The organism is Streptomyces bungoensis (genome assembly GCF_001514215.1).
Lineage (GTDB): Bacteria > Actinomycetota > Actinomycetes > Streptomycetales > Streptomycetaceae > Streptomyces > Streptomyces bungoensis.
Genome location: NZ_KQ948851.1, coordinates 730,390 through 750,707 on the forward strand (window position 1 = coordinate 730,390; position 20,318 = coordinate 750,707).

15 protein-coding genes are annotated in these 20,318 nt (G+C 66.9%); 9 read left to right on the forward strand and 6 right to left on the reverse strand.

The window, feature by feature from the left end:
• Nucleotides 1-458 precede the first annotated feature (458 nt).
• Nucleotides 459-3,236, forward strand: coding sequence for a protein kinase domain-containing protein (locus AQJ66_RS02945; protein WP_061915885.1), 2,778 nt, complete (start codon nt 459-461; stop codon nt 3,234-3,236).
• Between the two features lie 302 nt (nt 3,237-3,538).
• Here AQJ66_RS02945 and AQJ66_RS02950 read toward each other — a convergent pair whose 3' ends face one another.
• The 3 genes from AQJ66_RS02950 to AQJ66_RS02960 all read right to left on the reverse strand — a co-directional run bounded on the left by AQJ66_RS02950 (nt 3,539) and on the right by AQJ66_RS02960 (nt 10,526).
• The gene (locus AQJ66_RS02950; protein ID WP_061915888.1) at nt 3,539-5,470 is read right to left on the reverse strand and encodes a UvrD-helicase domain-containing protein; all 1,932 of its coding nucleotides are present in this window, start codon (nt 5,468-5,470) and stop codon (nt 3,539-3,541) included.
• On the reverse strand, nt 5,467-7,461 hold the full coding sequence (locus AQJ66_RS02955; protein ID WP_061915889.1) for an ATP-dependent nuclease: 1,995 nt from the start codon (nt 7,459-7,461) through the stop codon (nt 5,467-5,469). The genes AQJ66_RS02950 and AQJ66_RS02955 overlap by 4 nt, the downstream gene beginning before the upstream one ends.
• 977 nt (nt 7,462-8,438) lie before the next feature.
• Nucleotides 8,439-10,526: a hypothetical protein gene (locus AQJ66_RS02960; RefSeq protein WP_061915892.1), complete on the reverse strand. Its 2,088-nt coding sequence runs from the start codon at nt 10,524-10,526 to the stop codon at nt 8,439-8,441.
• Nucleotides 10,527-11,183: 657 nt separating this feature from the next.
• Between AQJ66_RS02960 and AQJ66_RS02965 the strand changes: the two genes are divergently transcribed.
• From AQJ66_RS02965 to AQJ66_RS02985, 5 genes are all read left to right on the forward strand, one after another.
• The gene (locus tag AQJ66_RS02965; protein WP_061915895.1) at nt 11,184-11,537 is read left to right on the forward strand and encodes an SPDY domain-containing protein; all 354 of its coding nucleotides are present in this window, start codon (nt 11,184-11,186) and stop codon (nt 11,535-11,537) included.
• Between the two features lie 102 nt (nt 11,538-11,639).
• A complete protein-coding gene (locus AQJ66_RS02970; protein ID WP_061915897.1) occupies nt 11,640-11,930 on the forward strand; it encodes a hypothetical protein in 291 nt (96 codons plus the stop codon).
• A 16-nt stretch (nt 11,931-11,946) separates the two neighbouring features.
• Nucleotides 11,947-12,768 (forward strand): SPDY domain-containing protein, encoded by an 822-nt coding sequence (locus AQJ66_RS02975; protein ID WP_006143135.1) that lies wholly within the window; start codon nt 11,947-11,949, stop codon nt 12,766-12,768.
• Between the two features lie 262 nt (nt 12,769-13,030).
• Nucleotides 13,031-13,186, forward strand: a complete 156-nt coding sequence (locus tag AQJ66_RS02980) for a hypothetical protein (protein WP_199880944.1) — start codon at nt 13,031-13,033, stop codon at nt 13,184-13,186.
• A 7-nt stretch (nt 13,187-13,193) separates the two neighbouring features.
• Entirely contained in the window at nt 13,194-13,661 is a 468-nt protein-coding gene (locus AQJ66_RS02985) for an NUDIX hydrolase (protein WP_061915903.1), read from the forward strand.
• A 10-nt stretch (nt 13,662-13,671) separates the two neighbouring features.
• On the opposite strand, the gene AQJ66_RS02990 is transcribed toward AQJ66_RS02985, so the two are convergent.
• A complete protein-coding gene (locus AQJ66_RS02990; RefSeq protein WP_244162720.1) occupies nt 13,672-14,241 on the reverse strand; it encodes an HD domain-containing protein in 570 nt (189 codons plus the stop codon).
• Nucleotides 14,242-14,659: 418 nt separating this feature from the next.
• On the opposite strand from AQJ66_RS02990, the gene serS reads away from it, so the two are divergent.
• Entirely contained in the window at nt 14,660-15,946 is a 1,287-nt protein-coding gene (gene serS / locus AQJ66_RS02995) for a serine--tRNA ligase (RefSeq protein ID WP_061916711.1), read from the forward strand.
• A 44-nt stretch (nt 15,947-15,990) separates the two neighbouring features.
• On the opposite strand, the gene AQJ66_RS03000 is transcribed toward serS, so the two are convergent.
• The gene (locus AQJ66_RS03000; RefSeq protein ID WP_061915908.1) at nt 15,991-16,974 is read right to left on the reverse strand and encodes a phosphotransferase family protein; all 984 of its coding nucleotides are present in this window, start codon (nt 16,972-16,974) and stop codon (nt 15,991-15,993) included.
• Nucleotides 16,975-17,494: 520 nt separating this feature from the next.
• Between AQJ66_RS03000 and aspS the strand changes: the two genes are divergently transcribed.
• Both aspS and AQJ66_RS03010 read left to right on the forward strand, forming a co-directional pair.
• Nucleotides 17,495-18,817 carry an aspartate--tRNA(Asn) ligase gene (gene aspS / locus AQJ66_RS03005; protein WP_061915912.1) on the forward strand — a complete coding sequence of 441 codons (1,323 nt, stop codon included), beginning with the start codon at nt 17,495-17,497 and terminating at the stop codon, nt 18,815-18,817.
• A 128-nt stretch (nt 18,818-18,945) separates the two neighbouring features.
• Entirely contained in the window at nt 18,946-19,515 is a 570-nt protein-coding gene (locus AQJ66_RS03010) for a nucleotidyltransferase domain-containing protein (RefSeq protein ID WP_055493660.1), read from the forward strand.
• 241 nt (nt 19,516-19,756) lie between these two features.
• Here AQJ66_RS03010 and AQJ66_RS03015 read toward each other — a convergent pair whose 3' ends face one another.
• Nucleotides 19,757-20,170, reverse strand: coding sequence for an NUDIX hydrolase (locus AQJ66_RS03015; protein ID WP_061915914.1), 414 nt, complete (start codon nt 20,168-20,170; stop codon nt 19,757-19,759).
• Nucleotides 20,171-20,318: the final 148 nt, after the last annotated feature.

Below are 20,318 nucleotides of genomic sequence, written 5' to 3' on the forward strand. Positions count from 1 at the left end.
TGTGCGGGGGAGCGGACGTTGCGAACTCAGCTGCCCGGCAGGAAGGGCGCCGCTGGGGATTGTAGGATCTCGCCGCTCTTGGCATGGGCCATGCCCGCTGACCAGTGGCTCTGCCGCGGTCTCAGGCCGATGGCACAGCCACTCAGTCTCACGAATGTGGCATTTCCTCACGGTCTCGGCGCGGTTCCATGACCCGCGAGCGAGCGGAGTCGGAGTATGCCCGCATCGCGGACGAGCTCCTTGTCCTCGAGCATCTGACGCGGGCCAGGCCGCATGGAAGCGAAAATCTGTTCGCACCACGGGATGCCGCGAGGGCGTGGGACCGTGACGGGGAAGGGTGGATCCGTCCATAAGGTGCGGAGCGAAACTCCGTGATCAACGCGTGTCGTGTCCGGCTGTGCGCGACAATCGCTCCTCCGGGCGTGGTGCCCGGTAGGCACGATGCACGGGGCGGGGCGATGGAAGACGTACGGGAGCTACTGGCCGAGTACGGTCAGTGCCACAGCACCGAACTGTCGGAGCCGGACCGTCACCGGCTCCTCGTCGACGTGGTCATAGCCCTAATCCGGCGCACCGACGAGGAAGCAACGGTGGACCACCGAGCGCCGGACGAGCCGACCGTGTTCTTCGAACTCGCCGGACGCGACTACGCGATCACCGTGACGTCTGCATCCGGACCCGATGTGGCCAAGGCCGCCAGGGCCGCCGCACGGGCCCGTGATCAACGCGGGCTTGGGCCGGGCGTGCGGTGGGTCCTGGTGTGCGCGCGAACTCCAGGGCGTGCGGTGGACGATGGCCTGCGTGCAGCCCTGAGCGGGCACGGCGTGCTGCTCGACCGGGACCATCTGGAGGCTGCCCTGTGTGGCCTCGCGCCGCTCGCGACGCTGGTCCGTTCTGCTTTCCGCATGCCGCGGTCACCGTACACACCGCTGCACGAACTCCTGCTGCAGGAGCCGGAGGAGCCGATCCCCGCCCTGTCCTTGCCGACGCGTCCGGCCGGACCGGTCACCGTGTCTGCCCGAACGGCACCGGGCATCACGGCCTCCGTGGTCCTGGCCGGGGAGGACTGGTTGCTGCGGCCGAATGGTCTTGCCTGGGAATCGCCGGCGCGGGCGCTGATCACCACCGAGTCGGGGCTTGTGGATGTGGATCTGCAGCGGGGTGGTGTGCGGTGGCGGCTGCCGTTGCCCGGCGTGCACGGCGCCGCCGTCGTGCTGCCGGGCGGAGGCGTTTGCGTACTGTGCGGGTCGGCGGTGGTGATGTCGCGCGACGGCGTTGTTCGGGCGGTGGGCGGCGGGTTCGAGGCGAACTCCAGCCTGGTGCTCGGCCCCGATGCGAGCATGTGGGTGCTGTCCGGATCCGGGGCCACGTTCGGCGCCGGCACCGGATCGACCCTGGCGCTCACCCAGCTCGGCGACCAGGTAGGCGATCAGCGGCGGTTCTCCATCGCCTTCGACGCGGCGGTGCGGTCGGCTGCCTGGCTTGACGGGCGGCGCTTCTTCCTTGCTGCTAGCGGCCACAGTGCCGTCGTCGACCTCGCCGTCGGCACGAGCGTCGGTGGGCGAGAGGAATGGATGCAGACCCCGGTGTCCTACCCCGGGCACATCGCCCGCAGCGACAGCGGAATCGTCCTGGTGGCCGGGAGGGCCGGCTCCGGCATCGGCGTGGAAGTGCACACGCTCGACGCGGCGGTTCGCAAGGACGACCCGGTCGCCGAGGTACAGCTGGGCGAGGTGCTCGGCCTCGCCCAGAGCCGGGAGGGTGGGCCCGCATACCTGCTGGGTTCGCTGCCTACGAACGATATCGGCACCGTCCACCCCGTCCTCATGAAGATCACAGGCCACTTCCCCTCCGGCTCTCCCGCCCTTGAGGAAAAGCACACGCCGCCGCCCGCCGCCGATCCGTACGCCGCGGTACGCCAGCAGGCCCGCGGCGTGAAGAAGGACTACGCGCTGGAGAAGTTCCCGCTGCCGGACGGCGAGGGTGGCATGGGCATCGTGCACCAAGCCGTGCACAAGCCGACGAACACAGTCGTCGCGTTCAAGAAGCCGAGGTCACTGCGCGAGAACCTGACTGCACGGATGTTGCGCGAGATCGAAGTCGCACAGGCCCTTGGCGGCAACCGTCACGTCATGCCGGTCCTTGACTTCAGTCCCCGGGCCGAGTGGTTCGTCATGCCGCTGGCCCAGGCCACCGCCGAACATCTCCAGCCGCAACTGCAAGACGACGGCCAGGAGCTGAGGGCCTTGGTGGACGCGGTCGCCGCTGCCCTGGCCGACGCCCACCGCCTGGACTACCTGCACCGGGACATCAAACCCGCCAACATCCTGCAGCTCCATGGCCGTTGGGTCCTGGGCGACTGGGGCATCGTGCGCCGCCCCCGCGGGCAGACGACCAACCCCAAGCGCACTGGCACCAAGATCGGCACCGCCGAGTTCGGCGCCCCCGAGCTGTCCATCGCGCCTCACCACGCGACGCCCGCGAGTGACATCTACAGCCTGGGAAAGGTCATCGGCTGGCTGCTGACCGGCACCGACCCTGAGCCGAACATTCCTCTGCTGCCGCCACCGGGGCCGTGGCGCAGCGTCGTGCGGCAGTGCTGCTTCCGGGATCCGTCGCAGCGACCGCAGACGATCGCCGAGTTCCTCGACCTGGTCGAGCGCGAGGCGTCCCAGGACCTGGACCTGCCCGTCGCGCGGGCCCAGCAGCTCGTGGCAGCAGCCGAGGAGGGGGACACCAGCGCCGCCAGCCAGCTGCTCTCGCTCGCCGCCGATCACGGCGACGACTACGAGCTTTACCTGGACGTCCTGCCGCGACTAGACATCGACCTCACCGCGCCGCTCCTGCTCGCCAACACCGAACAGGCCCTCAGCCTGATCCACGCGATAACCGGGCACGTCCAGGGCGACGGCACCGGCTGGCCCCACTGGAACGAATCCAAGAGAGCCATCGCGTGGCTGCGCGGCATCGCCCGCCACGCCGCCCGGGAGGAGGAGTGGGACGTGCTGGAGGAGGCAGCCCGCGGTATGTGCACCTGGGACGCTGCATCCAATGAGTTCGACCAGCAGATCGCAACCCGGGACTGGCTGCGCCATTTGCACGGCCAGGCCGCTCAGATCCTCGCCAGTGTGCTGCGGGAACACCCTGGCAGCGCACGTTACTACTACGAGCTGACTGGCGAGCGCGGCGTGGACATCGCCATCCGTAGCGCCATTAACTCCGCGGCCAGCAAATGACCACGCAGCTGTCGGCACGACAACCGCGGCCCTCGCGGCTTGTTCGCACATGCCGGACGAACTACCTGTGGGCGGTCCGACCCATGCTCGACCTGTTTCAACGAGTCACGGACTGACCGTCCAGCCTCAGCTTCGTGGCCGATCGGCCGTCAAGTGGCCGTCAGCCGTGAGATTCGGTCACGGAATCTTAGATCCCACAGGTGCGGGATCTCGTAGCTCGCGTCCTGCAGCGAGGCTGGGACCTGCGGCTTCTCAAGGGCGTCTCACACTGTGTCGGATGGGGCAGTCTCACGGGCCTGTCCCTATCCTTGATCGACTTCGGGCACTCCCGCCTCGGTGAGCATCGCGAAGAAGGCCGCGATGGGGCCGGTGCGCTCGGACCGGTCCGTGGTGAAGACCAGCCGTTGAGCTGCCCTGGACAGACCCACGAAGAAGGTCGATGTCCCTTCACGCGGGTCGCTTCCGAGCGCCCACCACTGCCTGCCGTGAATACCAAGGAAGAACACGGTGTGGTATTCGAGGCCCTTGCTGCGGTGGGTGGTGAGCAAGACGACGGCATCGGCGGACTCGAACTCGTCGAGCACCACACCCCAGTCGTCTGCCCCGTCAAGCACCGTCTCAAGGCGCGCCTCGAATGCGCCGGTGACGAGATCGAACTCCTCACCGGGTGCCGTGGCCTTCATGTAGCGGCGCAGAGCCGCGCTGTCCACGAGATCGAGCACCTTTCGGACGGCGTCGGCAGCGGACGTGGTCGACGGAGGGTGGGCCTGAAGCCAGGCACGGAGCCGGGTGGTCAGGTCGCTCAAGTCCTCGCCGACACGCTGCTGGGCCGTCTCGTCATCGGCTGCGCCGTGTACACGCTCCAGAGTCGCCGATACCTCCTGCCACAGTGCGGCGAGGCCACGAGGCTGGTGCGCCAGCCGGAGCAGCCCCACGAACAGGCGAGTCGTATCGCTCTTCAGCAGGTCTTGGAGGGTTATCTTGCCGACCCGCGCGTCATCGTTGCGGACTCGGATGCCGTGCGCGGCGAGGCGAGCACGAAACAGCGGCTCGAAGTCTTTGACTTTCTGCCGTGCGATGAGCGCGAAGTCCGCCGGCATACGGTCCGAGCCGGCGATGTCGCGGGCGATCCAGTCGGCGATGAACCTCGCCTCCCTATCTCCGCCGGAGAACGTCCACAGCACGGCCGGCTCGTGCCCGTCCTCGGCAGTCGCCTTCGAGGTGGCCCGCACTGTGGTCGGATCGAGTTTGCTGGCGATCACGTGCTGGAGTTCGACCAGGGCGTCGCTGGAGCGGAAGTTCCACGCCAGCCAGTAGGCGGTGGCTTGGAACGTGCTGGTGAAGCGCTGGACGGCCTCGGGCACAGCGCCGGCCCAGCCCATGATCCGTTGTTTGCTGTCTCCGACCGTGGTCACCGCGGCCTCCTCGCCGAACACTGATGCGAGGAAGGAGAACTGCGCGCTGGTCGTGTCCTGGAATTCGTCGACGAACACTATGGGATAGGTCATCCGTAGGGCGCGGCGGAGCCTCGGCACCGCACGGACCAGCAGCTCGGCGAGCCGGTTGAGCATGACGAAGTCGACTTCCGCCTTCCCCGGCCGCAGGTAGCGGGCGCGCCACCACTCGCGTGCGGCGTAGGAGACGGCGTCGACGGCATCGTCCGTCGGCACACTCTCGGGCAGGCTCCATCCCCCGACGATGTCGGAGACGAAGCGTCCCGGTTGGAACCCGACCTGCCTGGCTAGCGCCTGTGGCGCCGAGAAGGCGACGGTGTTGAGGAAGGCCCTCACCTCGGAGTCGGGCGCCATGCGGATGTCGTACCCGTGGCTCATCCGCCAGTCCGGCGGAAGGGCCGGCGCGAACCGATCCACCAGTCCCTTGGTGAATGCGTCGAAGGTCATCGACGCGAAGCGGCTGGCGTGTTCCGGGACGCGGGCGGCGACGCGGCGCCCGAGGTTGGCGGCAGCGTCCCGCTTGAAGGAGATCGCCAGAATGTGCTGCGGCCACGGGCACAGTCCGGTCTGCAGGAGATAGGCGGCGCGCTGAGCGAGGAACTCCGTCTTGCCCGCGCCCGGCCCGGCCACGACCGCCACATTCCCGGTGTCCCGCAGGGCCTGCCACGCGGCCGGCTCCAGATCCTCGATACCGGCCGGGCGCCAATCCTCGACCGGGATCAGGGTTGTTGGGCGCAGCGTCGGCCTTCTCGTCGGGACGAGGCGGTCGGAAGCGCTCACAATGACACCTTCTTCCGGATGTGCTCCACGATGGCCACGAGCACCTCCGGCGCGTTCAGCCGGAGCTCCTCGTCACTCAGGCGGCCGAGTGCGCTCAAATGGGTGCTCGGTTTCGAACGCGACAGGAACAGGTAGCGGTACCACCGCAACCACTCGGCCCGTGTCTCATTCCAGTAGAGCGGTCTGGTCCCCTTCTCTCCCAGGACCGTGGTGGTCGGATCACTGGAATCCGGCCCGCGCTGGTTGGCTTCAAGGTGTCTGTAGGCGTTTTCGAACGCGCACAACATGGCGTAGTCGAGGTCGAGCGGCTCGGAGTAGAAGACGGCGAATGCGCGCAGGTGTTTCAGGATCGGCTTGATGTGCTTGAGATGGAGGCCGTCGTGGATGTCGTCGACCTCGTCGTAGTCGGTGAGACCTTCCAGTGGGTCGAACCCGTTGTCCATGAGGCGGTTGCAGGCATCACGTAGCCGGGCCGGGCCCGCGCCGACTTTGCCATAGTCGAGGTCCAGCAGGGTGGCATGGGGGATGTCCAGGTCATTGAGCAGCCTCCACATGTGGTTGGTGTGTCGGCCATCGAGCGGCACCATCGCGATGAACGATGGGTCCAGTTGGACACCGTGAGCCTGGGCGATCCGGGGGATGACGAGTTGCTCGGTGTCGCCTTCGCCGAGCACCACGAACTTGGCGAAGTACAGCTCCGGGTGGGCGCGCACTGCTTCGCGTACGTACTTTCCCGCCTCGGTGGTGTCGCCGGGGAGGGTAATCTCGCGGACCGATGTGGTCGCGGTGGCTGGCTCCGTGCGGAAGTATCGGACGTCTTCGGGCCGGATGCGGGGCATGACGCTGGCGGAGTGGCTGGAGAGGATCGTCTGTGTCGCCGTGGTGCCGCTCAGGTCTTGCAACTGACTGACGATCCGGGACAGGTAGAACGGCGAAAGGCTGTTCTCGGGTTCCTCGACCGCGATCAGGGTCAGGTGCGGCAGGTGAGCGGCTTGCAGTGTGAAGTCATCGATGTGCTGGCCGGCACAGACTGCGGACTCGACGTCGATAGCTGCCGCCACTAGGGCGAGGTGCAGAAGCGACCGCTGCCCGTCGCTCAGCATGCGGGCTGGCCTGGGCCGACTGTTGTGGTCGGGCTCGAAGACGAGTTCGGAATCGCGGACCAGCTGGTTGAAGTCGCCGTCGAGGAGTCGCAGCTTCGGATCCGCGTGCATTCCCGCGTCGTGCAGCTCCTGCCACCGGGCCGTCAGCGCGCCTTCGACCGCCTGGACCACGGGCTCTTCAGTGAACTTCTCGGCGACTTCAGCCGCGTGGCCACTGACGAGGTCACGCAGGCCAGTTGACCACTGCGCAGCGCGCCACAGCCGGCTGCGGAGGAAGGCCGTCACCTGACGCACGCCGTCACGGGACGCCGGGATGTAGATCATCTGGATACGACTGCGCTCCGCAGCAGTCAGCTGCACGTAGTCGTCCTCGTCGTACTCCTCGGCAAGGGTGTTGACGATCACGCGTGACTCGGTGATCGCCCCCTCCACCGTGCCGTCATCGACCCATTCGGCCCGGAGCGCCACCCGGACCTTCAGGTCGCCGTCCTCCGTGGCGGCCATGCGACGGAAGAACTCCGGTACCGCTTGGGATGCGCTGGCCTGTTGCTGGCGTTCCGCATTCACCGCGGCATCACCATCGTCGTCTTCTCCGACTTCGTCGTTCTCCCCGGTGCCGTCGAGTTCGGGGAAGGCGAGCACTGCTTCGATCGTGAGCTCGCGGCTGGCGGGCAGGTCGGTCTCGTTGACGGGCACGTGAAAGTCGTCTACACGTACGGACCGCTCCTGCCCGGATATCCCGAACAACCGCAGTAGCGCCTCGCAGGCCGCGGTTTTGCCCGAACCATTGGCGCCTATGAAGGCAGTCATGCCCCGGTCCAGGCGGAGGGAAGTGCGCCCCGGCCCAAAGCACTTGAAGTTCTCCAGCACGAGCTTCTCGATGAACATTCGTCACTTTCCGGAACAACGACGTCATGAACGGCGACTGCGCACATGACGGTATCGAAACTGTGTGATCTCGGTGCCATATCGATCAAAGTCGGCGCCGGTCCTGGCTGAGGCGACACCAGGAATCGCAGCTGACGAGAGCCGTGCTAGAGGTGCGGCTGCCCTACCCCGTACCGGATCCTGATCTCGCGTCGACTCGCTCCGTAGAGCGAACAGGCTTAGCAGCCGGTCTCGGATTCGTGGCCAAACGGCCATTGAATGGCCAGCTGACGTGAGATTCGGCCACAGGATCTGAGATCCCACAGGTGTAGTTCTCAATCTCGATGTCATATACCGGCGCTGTGACCTGGGCGTTCTAGCGCTGTCTCAAGCCGCGTCATGCGGCAGAAGTCTCAGATGGTTGGCGTTTCCTCGGCTCGGACCTGTTCTTCGCGCTCAGGGTGTCTCATAGGGCATGGGCCCTCTGGCCGGCGTCGTCGACTTGTTCGGGGGAAGGAGGAACCACCGATCTGATGGCTCCTCCAGCTCCCAGGTCGCTACAGATACAACCGGCTATTGCCGGGGATGGGTCCATCCCGCAGCACGGATCTTGTTATCGGGAGGCGTCAGCGCTGCCCGCATCCACTCCTCCGCTCGCGCGACCGGCTGTGGCTCACGACGGACGGCGACCGTTAGGGCCCATCGCCAATTGGCAGTATCGGTTGGGCGCGTCCGGCGGTGCCCACGAAGACGGGCCGTCAGCGACTGGGTCGTACGGCCGCAGTATCGGGGCCGGTAGGCCGCGTCGAGCATGAGATACAGGGTGGGGCCGAGTGGCAGCCCTGCTGTGGGATCCGCAGGGCCGACCGGCCAGGCGACGACTGGGTCCGCTGTGGCGCTCGGGTCCACGAGGGCCTTCTGAATTGGGGTGGCTGCCAGGACAAGGCGCCAGCGCTGGACAATTGATTGGTCCGCGGTGAGCGTGTGCGGAGGCATCGTCACACCTCGCGCCGGTCTGCATCGCGAAGCCGTGTCGGCTCGGTCCCGGCCGGTGGACGCACGTCGAGCAGTGCTTCCTCAAGGTCGCGCAGGTTTTGGTGGACTTGCTTCCAATCCGCCCGGCCACCCATTGGATGCTCCGTCAGCGGGGAGGGAAAGTCCGCGGCTTCTGCCGTAAGGCGGTCTACCACAGCACGGGCCTCGCCGATGGTGTGGAGGAGGTTGATGCGGCTCTGTTCGTTCCGCTCCTCCCGCGTGATCTTCTGCTCTGCCTCCCGCTTCATCTGTTCCTGGCGGCGCTTCTTCTGCTCGTCGGCAGCACGTTCGGGGTTGGCCTGCGTGAACAGGTGCTTCTCAAGGAGGATCTCGTGGGTGGCGCCGTCCGGGATCGGCTCGCCGACCTCATCGACGTGGGCGTAGGTGTAGTGGGCCTGAACGGATTTGCCTTCGCCGGTGCCGCCAGCCTTGTTGGGGTCGAAGGTCTCCACCACGGTCTTGGCCTGCCAGCGGCCCCGAACCGTTGATGTCCACGGGGCGAGGACAACGGGCGGGGTCGCCCGATACGGCACACGGCCATCATCGACCTTGCTGCCGGTGTCGCGTGTCAGCACGGCGTCTGCCATCAAGGCGGTGCCAGAGAGCACAGTGAGGGTGTGCTGCGCGTTGGCGTCGCCGTCGTCGGCGAGCTTGCGCAGCGTCTCGGCGCTGGCTGGCGTGGGTTCCCACTCGCCGAAGACGCCCGGGTACAGGACGCCCCCATTACGCCAGGCGCGGCGGGCCACGTCGGTGGTGGCCGGCTTAGCAGCCCGCCAGGGCATGTCGATGAGCACACCGAGGAACCCGGCGTAGCGGTCGTCGCGAACCTGCCCGAAGCCCCGGTCGCTGCGAATGAAGCGCTTGGCTTCGTCGAAGATCCTGTACCGCGTCAGGGTGTGGACGATCAGCACGGCCCGCCATAGCGGGTGGATGCGGCCGTTGGGGCCGTGCATTGGGTCGCTGTCCCAACCGGGCACGAGCGAGGTGATCTCCTCCGCCGTCAGTTCCTCGTCGGCGACCAGCGCTGCAAACGCCGGGCTGACCATCTGCCGGTGCAGGAGATGGTTGACCATCCGACGGGCAGTCATGGCGTCCTGGGCTGCGTCGCTCCAGCGGTTGATGCTGATATGCCGGGAACTCTGTGCCGTGGCGACGGCAGCCGCAAGCACGTCGTCGGCGTCATCTTCGTTAAGGACGGCGCCCACGATCAGGCGGACCGGCACGGCGCGGGTCTGGAGCTGACGCAGGGTGGCCATGGTCATGCCGTCGCGCGCCAAAGCGGCGTTGTGGCGCTCGGCATCGCGGTTGTATGCGCGGCGGCGCGCGGTTCGGGATGCGGCGAAGTTGTTGCCGATGGTGCTGACGATGGTGCGGGTTTGCTCAGCGGGGGTCGTCGCCTCCGGGTTGTAGTGGCGTGCTGCGGCGGCGCTGACGTAGCGCGAGGTTCCGTCGATAAGCGCTGCGGTCATCGTCGGCGGGCTGTTGTCGGCGTAGTGGGCCTCGGTGAGTACCGCCTCGACCGGGGTCATCACACCGTTGCTGAGGACGGAGTCACTGTAGTCGGCCCCCTCCTGAAGCAGCGTCTCCCGTGCTACGGCCTCGACGACTTTGCGTGCATGGGCGGGGCTGTCGTACTCGATCTTGAGCTGCGCCAGCAGCTCACCGGATGCGTTCCGGACACCAGTGGGAGCTGGCGCCGGAGGGGCCTTGACCTGACCGGACAACCGCGGGTTACCGAGAACTGTGGAGAGGCTCTCTGCATCAAACAGGCCCTCAAGGACCAGGAGTTGCGTGGCTCCCGCGTAGAAGGAGTTAAGGCCGTCGACCTTGTCCTTGTGCGTGGCCAAGATGGTCAGGCGCGGGATGTCGAGGAAACCGCCGACCGCCACCTCGATCGCCTCGTCCGTGAGGTTGATCCGCGGATTATTCCGCATAGCCCGGCGGAGCTGGCCCAGTTCCTTGGCCTCCGCAACCGGAAGCGGGCCCGGGACGCGATCGATCTGGACGAGATCACCGTTCTCGTCTGTCAGCTGTACAGATGTGGAGCTCACTGATGAGACCTCGCTCGTCAGGTGCCCCGCCGCCGTGTGCGCGGGACGCGGAGACCGCACGTGACATTCCGGGGACAACGAGGCCATTGAGAGACGAGGCCGGATTCCAACCGGCTGTCTCAGGACCCCCTGCAGATCTGCTGCCAGCACACCAACCTGTCGCGGTGTGCCCCGCCCGTTCCTGATCACGCAACTTGCTCACGACGGAGCGTAGTCGAACCGACGGCAGGCGAGGGTGAGTTGACGAAAGTTCCACGTGCAACTCTGTGACAGCTGCGGGTACGCGGTCCAGCGAGGCCCTGGCTGGCCGACTGTGGCCCGGCAACACCGGGACGACCGCCGTGCCCAACCAGCAGCGCGCTCGGATCCATGTGTTCTTCGCGCCGAGTGTGCCGCATGTGACATCCGGCGGGAAGCGACCGATGCCTGCGACGTCTCACCGCGACCTGCAAGTCTCAGGTCCGTGTCGGATCCGACTTCGAGCCGACACCAGTTGTGAGATTCCGACGTGAAACGTGAGATCCCACAACAGGGGTGGGCCGCCGTAGTTCGCCGGGGGCAGACAGGAAAGATCGCGGAAAGACTGGCCAGCACGGGCGAGAGCATGTCAACGTGGACGACCTTGTAAGAAACCCCAGGTCAGAGAGGTGATTGCCTGTGACCGTGGCTCCCGCCGGCCCCGGTTTCTCCACCACCGTCGAAGCCCTGCGACGGCGCGAGTGGCAGCTGGGTTCTGGCCAGCCCACGCTCGTCATGGACCAGTTCTCCGCGGAGGACTTCAACCTCATCGTGGACGACCGTGCGGACGTACACGTCAGCTCCAAGGACGGCCGGTTCTACCTCGGCTGGTTCCCGCTCGGTCGTCCCGGCACCGACGGCGAGGGATGGAAGATCGCCGTCACCGGCACGGCCAACGTACGCGGCTACCAGCTGTCGTTCGACACCGAGACGCCGGCCGACATCGTCGCTGCCGCCGTGGCGCGCGTGCTGGAAACCTCACGTCGCGTATGACAGTGCCCCACGCGTAGTCCTCGCTGGGAGGGTGGCCGGCTGACTGCCAGGCCGCCGGCTGATTCCACCGCTCACCGTTTTCCTCACCCAAGGAGGCCGTTCATGACGTCCACGGAGATGACCGTCGGCGATCTCATCGACCTGCTGTCTGGTTGCGACCGCAGTGCTCCCGTCCGCCAGGCCATGAACCCGTTCTTTCCGATGGCACACCGCTTGGCGCAAGTCGTGCAGTCCGTGGACGAGACCGGCCAAACCGTCGTCTACCTCGCCGAAGGCCGAGACGAGGGCTCACAGCTCGGCCATCTGCCGCCCGAGGTCGCCGTCGCTCTGACCTGGCAGGGCGACACGCAGGCCCCGCCGCGCCGCCCCCGCCGCCGTGCCGGCGGCAACTAGACCCGCACCGAGCCCTTTGGAGGCGCCCCTGTACCCCGAATTCCCGCCCAACCCGTCCACTCCACGCGGCGGCCAGCTCGCGTTCTGGGTCGGCCCCCGGCACCTGGCCGGTGACGATGGGCGCCTCTACGACACCGTCGCCGACACGCTCGCCGGCCTGGGCTGGACGAGCCTGACGATCGTCCGTGGACGGCACGAGCCGGACGAAGCACCCGAGGACCGCCAGGTCCTGCGCAGCACCGTCCTGCACATCAGCCCCGACGCGCGCTGCTGGGCGCAGTGGAGCCTGGCGGACGAGCCGTTCCACCTGGGCGACTTGCCGATCGCCTGGCAGATCTCCGCCCGTGCGGACACGAACAACCCGCTCGCCCAGTGGTCGGCCTACTTCACCCCCGACGTCCCCGGCGAGGCCGTGACCGACTTCCTCGTCGCGCTCGACGCCCGCGACCAGCCCGCCCTGCCGCTCGCCGGCCCCGAGCTGGTCCTCGACACCGTCGCCGCACACGGCTGGCTCCGCGACATCGACCAGCCCCAGGCGGCAGCGACGGACCCGACGTTCACCTCGCACATCAGCCTTGGCGAGGTGCCGCCGCTCATCCAGGACGCCGACCCGCGCACCCTGGTCGCCGAGGCCGACGCTGCGGGACCGGCCGGATGGCAGGCATGGGCCGAGCCCGCGCTGGGCACGCAGTGCCTGTGGGCGGCGTCCTTCGCAGCCAGCGTCCCGCACGACCTGGTCGCCGCGTTCGCCGCCTCGCTCAGCTCGACCGCACCGGTCCTGCGCCGGGTGCTGCCGGCGAGCACGCGGGACCGGCTCCTGCGCGCCCCGGCTGGCTGAACGCCGGGGTCCGTCCTTCATTCGACGCATGAAGCCCGGCCTCCCCGATTTCGGGAAGGGCGGGCTTCATGCTGCTGTGTTTGCCGGTGCGCTGAGGGGTCCGGACCGTGACGGCAGTATGTGACGACAGCGGCGACAGAGCCCGTAATCCCCACCAGCAGTGCCATCTTGCCTGCCCAGACGATGCGTTCCACGATCTCGCCCCGATTGTCAGACCGGAGTGCCATCGTTCGTCCAGGTTCACCCTTACGACGACCACCTCATGGTCAACCCGCACATCTGGGGCCAGCCGGCCAGCGCCAACCCGCTACTCCAGCTCCGCAACATAGACGGCGGGGAGTGGTTCCAGCGGTACGGCGACAGCTTCGAGGCCGTGTGGGCATCCGCGCGCCCCTGGGCGCCCGACAGACAGGAGTAGCACTGCCGTGGGCAGGACCGAGTACTACCACGACCCCAAAGCCCCCAAGGCCAACACCCTTATCCCCGCCAGCAACCTGCTCGTGGTCAACGACGAAGGCGCCATCCTTCTCCAGCGACGCCGCGACACCGGCCAGTGGGCCCTGCCCGGAGGAGCCCAGGACATCGGCGAGAGCCCGGCGCAGTGCGCCGTCCGCGAGTGCGAGGAGGAGACCGGCATCGTCGCGGAGGTCACCGGCTTCCTCGGCGTCTACTCCAACCCGGAGCACATCATCGAGTACACCGACGGCGAGATCCGGCAGCAGTACGAGGCCGTGTACATCGGCCGGCCCGTAGGGGGCAAGCCAACCGTCAATGAGGAGGCCGACGGCGTGCGCTGGGTTCACCCGGACGACCTGGACAAACTCGACATCCACCCGAGCATGCACGAGCAGATCGGCCACTACCTGACCGGGGCTTACCCCTACCTCGGCTGACCGCTCGGACTTACAGCTCCACGCCGGCCTCGACCGCAGCCGCCCGCACCCGATCCACACTCGCGTGGATGTGCGGGGCGGCCCGGCGGATGAAACGCCCGACCACGCTGTCCTCGCCGTAGCGGCCCAAGATCTCCTGCAGCCGCTCATGGGGCGTCGTCCGTCGGCCGTCCGGCGTCGTGGTCATGTCGCAGTAGACCAGCGCGTCCACGGGGAACGGATCATCCAGGAGGGGGAACTCGTCGGCCAGCTCAGTCCGGAGGTCACGCTCCTCGGCTTCGAGCAGCGCATACGAGTGGTTCGCGACCAGGCGGACAACCCGTCCCTCCGCCCCGTGCACGTCACGGAGGTACCGTGCTCCGTCCAGCGGATGGAATCCGGTAGAGGCGAGCGGGGGCGCGTAGCCGATGTCATGCAGCACCGCAGCGGCTTCCAGCACCTCGGCGCTGTTACCGGCCAGCGGCGCCAGCGTCTGGGCGCAAGCGGCAACCCCCTGCGAGTGTGCCCACCTGCGCGGGAGGCTGCTACTCAACAGCTCACCAGCCAGTTCGTACGCCCAGTCAACCTTGGTCGCTGCCACCTGGGGAGGATATGGCAGCAACGGCGAGGACGTCTTGGACATCCTGGCCGTGCGCAAAGGGGAAGCCTGTACGCTGCGGGAGCCGCCGAAGCGTTTCTCGATTGCGGACCCGATCGCGGCGTACGTATCCTTCCGGGCAACGCGTTGACGGAGACGAGTAGCCAGGGATCACGCGAGCCGAGAGAGCTGCTGGCAGCTGGGAAGGCAGCCTCGCGCCCCAGGGCGAATCCCCTCCCGAGTGCGGGGAGGAACGGCCTCAGGGAAGGTCCAATGCCCCGCCGGTTGACCCCCGTGACCGGGTCGTGATGAGGCCACCATCTGCTGGTGGCGAAGGCGCGGTGGCACCGCGAGTTGCCCCTTCTCGCCCGCGCTCCCAAGGGATCACGTCATGATGACTGATCGAACGGAGCACGGCAGGATGATCGATGTCACCCTGATTCGCCAGAACCCAGTCCATGTCCGGCAGGCACTCGCCAAGCGGGCGGTCCACGTCGACCTCGACGAGTTTCTTCGACTGGACGACGACTACCGACAGGTGCGGGCTGAAATGGAACGCCTCCGTGGGGAGCGCAAAAGGATCTCGGGCGAGATCGCGAAACGGCAGCGGGTTGGCGAGGGCGTGGCAAGTCTGCACGGCGAAGCATCGGCCGTGGGCGAGCAGCTGACCGCCGTCGAGGCGCGGCTCATCGAACTGGAGCAGGCGCGTCGGGCCTTCCTTGATCCGCTGCCGAACCTACCCGACGCGGACGTGCTGGCCGGGAGCAAGGAGAACAACGAGGTCATTCGTGAAGCCGGCCAGCGTCCGGAGTTCGGTTTCACGCCCAGGGACCATGTGGAGCTCGCTCGAACTCTGGGCTTGGTCGACTATGAGCGGGGCACGAAGCTCGGCGGCAGCGGCTTCTGGATCTACCGGGGTGACGGCGCGCTCCTGGAGTGGGCGCTGCTGAACCACTTCCTGGAGGCCCATGTGCGGGACGGCTATGAGTTCGTGTTGCCACCGCACATCCTGACCTTCGCGGCCGGGTACACGGCGGGCCAGTTCCCCAAGTTTGCGGACGAGGTCTTCGCCTTGGAGCAGGGGGAGCACGGTCCGGAGCGGTTCCTGCTACCGACCGCGGAGACAGCGTTGGTCAATCTGCACCGGGACGAGACGCTGCCCGAATCGGACCTGCCTCGGAAGTACGTCGCGTACACGCCGTGCTACCGCAAGGAGGCCGGCGGCTATCGCACGGCTGAGCGGGGGACCCTGCGCGGTCACCAGTTCAACAAGGTCGAGCTGTTCCAGTTCACCCGCCCTGACGCCTCGGACGCCGCACACGAGGAGCTTCTCGGCAGAGCGGAGGACTTGGTAAAGGTACTGGGCCTGCACTATCGGATCACGCGACTCGCGGCCGGCGACACCAGCGCAGCGATGGCCAAGACGTACGACGTCGAGGTGTGGCTGCCGAGCATCGAGGCGTACGTCGAGGTCAGCTCGGTGTCGAATGCCCGCGATTACCAGGCGAGGCGTGGCAACATCCGCTACCGGCCCCAACAGGGGAAGTCGACGTTCGTCCACACGCTGAACGGCTCAGGTCTGGCTACGAGCAGGCTTGTGCCCGCGCTGCTGGAGCAGCACCAGCGGGCCGACGGCACGGTGGAGGTACCCGACGTGTTGCACAAGTGGATCCCGAGCGGCGTCCTGACAGCACCGCCCTCGGCCTGAGCTGAGCGGGCTGTCTGTCGAACACTGAACGGGTGGGCCCCAGGTCAGAGTGACCAACCACGCCGGTTGGCCAGCCATCGCAGTGTGACCTCTCCGCACCACGTCTGGTGCTGGCGAAGATGCGGTGACCAGTCTGCTGCGGGCTGTCCGCCGGAGGTGAGGAAGAAGCCGGAGAGAGCGGCGAGAGCCGCATCGAGTTGTTCGTCGGCGACTCCGCGGGCGGTGGGGTGCTGGGTGAACAGGGCGGTGGCGTCGTGTCCGTCGGCGTAGGCGGTGGCCAGGAGCAGGACGAGGTCGAACCAGCTTGCACCCAGGCAGGGCCAGTTCCAGTCGCAGATCCACGCGGCGCCGTACGCATCGATCAGCACGTTGTCCTGTCGTAGGTCGTGGTGGAGGACGGCATTGCCTGCGACGGCCTTCCGCCATCCGCTTTCCAGGCTGGCCAGCACGTCCAGTAGGTCGAGTGGTACCCAGGAAGGCAGGGCGTTCGTGGGCGTGGCGCCTCGGGCGAGGTTGCGCCAGTCGGCGAAGTCACCGCCGTCACCCACCGGCTTGAGGCCCACATGCTGGAGTGCTGTGGGTGGGGTGGAGAGTGCCTCTGCTGTGATCCTGTACGCGTCGAGAGTGGCCGTTAGCTCATCAGACTTCCACGGTGTGGTGGGCATGCGGCCACCGGGGACAGCGTCGATGCCGAGAACGACCCATCCGTCGTGCTCCTCGATCCACTGCAGGCGTGGCGCCGGAATCTCTGCCGGGAGCGCCTGGTTGATCAACGCTTCCCTGCGGTAGGAGTTGGCCACCACACTGTTGTCGAGGCTCTTGACCGCCTTGACGAACAGAGGTCCGAAGGCCCCGCGGAGTACAGCGGCGAAGCCGCTGGTAAATCCGCTCCCTGCGCTGCACCCGGCCTCTACTGAGCCTCCGAGGCGTCGGGTGATGAGCTGGCGAACATCTTGTGGGAGGTCCTTCCAGTCTGGGCGTACCGCTGTGGCGTTGTACTGAAGGCGCGAGGTGATGATGTCGGGCATTCCGTCAGGATGGGGGAGCTGTGTTTCCCGGCGCCACGAAATTGTCACGCGGATCCGTGTCCGTCCATTCGCTGACTGAGCCCCGTAGGCTGCGCCCCGGGTAGCGTCATCATCAGTGCGACTACACCTCCTCCTTCCTGGCGCCGTTGATCGTCAGGTGGCCGCACCTGCTTCCGAACCTGCCCACTGGCACGATCACGACCTAGCAGTAATCTCGCTGTCGTCTCGAGGCCCTGGCTCGCTATCCTCCGTCACAACGCGATGACGGAGACGAGTAGCCCGGGATCACGCGAGCCGAGAGAGCTGCTGGCAGCTGGGAAGGCAGCCTCGCGCCCCGGGGTGAAGACCCTCCTGAGTGCGGGGAGGAACGGCCATGTGGTCCAATGCCCCGCCGGCTGGCCCCGTTACCGGCCACGAATGAGGCCGCCACTGTCGAGTGGTGGTGAAGGCGTGGTGGAACCGCGAGTCCCCTTCTCGCCCGCGCCCCCAAGGGATCACCATGACGCCCTGGAGGGCTGCGATGATCCATACGACCGATCGTGTACTGGTATCTGACCTGCACGAGCACTTGGGTCGAACCGTTTCCGTGTCGGGCTGGGCGCACACTCTGCGCCTGCTGAGTAAGGTCCAGTTCGTCGTCGTACGCGACCACACGGGCATGGTGCAGGTCACCCACCGGCGCGGCGGCGCAGGCGACGACATCGAGGCCGCCCTGCAGCAGCTCACCCCGGAGTCCGCGGTGCGGATCACCGGCCGCGTCGTCGAGAACCCGATCGTGAAGCTCCACAGCCTGGAGATCATCCCGGAGCGGGTCGAGGTCCTGAACCGGGCCGCGACACCGCTGCCCATCGACGAGCACACCAGCCTGGAGCACCGCCTGGACTGGCGGTTCTTGGACGTACGCCGCCGTCCCGCCGCTCAGCTGATGTTCGCCGTGCAGACCACCCTGGAGCAGGGGATGCGCGAGTACGCCTATGCCCAGGGCGCCACGGAAATGCACACCCCCAAGCTCATGGGCACCGCCTCGGAGTCTGGCGCCGAGGTCTTCGAACTCGGCTACTTCGATCGCAGCGCCTATCTCGCCCAGTCGCCGCAGTTCTACAAGCAGATGGCGATCTCGGCCGGAATCGAGAAGGTCTTCGAGATCGGCCCCGTCTTCCGTGCAGAGCCGTCGTTCACCTCCCGGCACGCCACCGAGTTCACCGGCGTCGACGTCGAGCTGGCCTGGATTGACGGCGTCGAGGACGTTATGGCGTTCGAGGAGCAGATGCTCGCCCACGCCATCACCAAGGTCGCCGGTGCACACGGCGATGCGGTCCGGGAGCAGTTCGGCGTGGAGATCACCGTCCCCACGACGCCCTTCCCCCGCATCACCATGGCCAAGGCGCACGACATCCTGCGCAAGGGCGGATGGGACGCGGAAGGAACCAAGGAGGACCTGGCCCCGGAGGGCGAGCGGAGCATCAGCGCCCACATCCAGCAGGCCACCGGCCACGAGTTCGTGTACATCACCCACTACCCCGTGGGCATCAGGCCCTTCTACCACATGCGGCCGGCCGACGACCCGAGCGTGACCCTGAGCTTCGACCTGCTCTGGAAGGGGCTGGAGATCACCACCGGCGCCCAGCGCGAGCACCGCTACGACGTGCTGCTGAAGCAAGCCGCCGAGAAGGGCATGAGTCCGGAGCCGATGCAGGACTACCTGAACGCGTTCCGGTACGGGTGCCCACCGCACGGCGGGCTGGGCATGGGCCTTGGACGCGTACTCATGGTCTTGCTCGGTCTGGAGTCGATCCGCGAGGCCACCTTCCTCTTCCGCGGACCGAACCGGCTCACCCCATAGCTGGCCTCTGTGCATGGCTGGCCTACGTCGGATTTCCCTTCCGGGGCCTCGTTCACTGAGAGCATGGACAGGTGAGTATTGAGGGAGTGGGGCGCTGGGTGCCGGCTCGTCCCGAAGATCTAGCTGTCATGTTCGCTGCGGCCGACTTCCCGTGGTGGATCGCTGGCGGGTACGCGATCGAACTCGCCGTCGGCCGTGAGCTACGCCCGCACGGCGATCTCGATGTCCTCGTCCTCCGACGGGACCAAGCTCGCGTGCGCGATCTCTTGACCGACTGGGACCTGTACGTGGCGGACCCACCTGGCATGGGTCGGCTGCGCCCGTGGCGTTCTGGGGAGACTCTTCAGCCGCCCCTCCACGACACCTGGTGCCGACGCACGCCTGAGGCACCCTGGTCCGTGCAGCTCATGCTGGACGAGGCGGAGGGCACCCATTGGGTCTCTCGGCGTACCCCACGGATCCGGCTTCCGATCGAGCGGTTGGGACGAAGAAGCGGGACTGGTATCCCCTACCTGGCGCCCGAGGTGCAGCTCTACTACAAGGCGAAGGCGACACGGGAGAAGGATGAGACAGACTTCGAAGCGGTACTGCCGCTGCTCGGCGAACCTCAACGCATTTGGTTGGCGAACGCCATCGCAGTAACCGTGCCGGACCACCCATGGCGGCAGCGTCTTACGCCACCGGACGCACACAAATGAGACGTCGGCCGCCGAGCGCGGTCCGCGGGAGACACGAAGGTGGCACGAGAGTTATACAACCTGAAGCCCTGGCACTCCATGAGTGAACACTTGGTCGACGAGGCAATGGCGACGCCACGCTAACCAACCGCAGGCAGATCAGGCCGATTTCAGTGTCCACGACCAGTTCCTTAGCTCGTCGGGAGGGCGGTCTGATTACCCGAAGCTGCCTCGTCCTCCGTCCGCAGCACGCACCGAGGTGTTACCGGCTCAGTGCGGCGTCGAGATATACCTGCACCGCGTCGAAGAGGCCATATGGCACGTACGCGGGAATCTGGGCATGCCGGACCCATGCCACCTCAGCCAGTTCATCGTCGTCCGCCACGTAAGGAGCGCCGGACTCTACGACACAGGCCACGTAGGTCATCTTCCGGCCAGTCTTGGGGTGAACCCGTTCTCCGAGGACCTTGAGAGCGGTCACCTCCATGCCGACCTCTTCGCTCGTCTCTCGCACGGCTGCTTGCTCAGGGGTCTCCGTCCCGTCGATCTCGCCCGCCGGGAACTGCCAAGACAGTTGACCTTCCGCGACCCGGCGGCGAACCATGAGCACGGCGCCGTCCTGTACCACGATCGCGGCTGCGATGCCCGGTCGCTCTTGTGCCGTTTGCTCGGTCATACGTCTTCCTCCAGTGCTGCCAGCATCGGCGGGTAGATCGTGTCGACGGACATGAAGCGGCCCTGTAGGTTTTCAGATCCCGTGTCATTTTCTCAGTCGCGATGTCATGTGACTGGCCGAACTGACACGGGATTGAGAATCGCTGGCC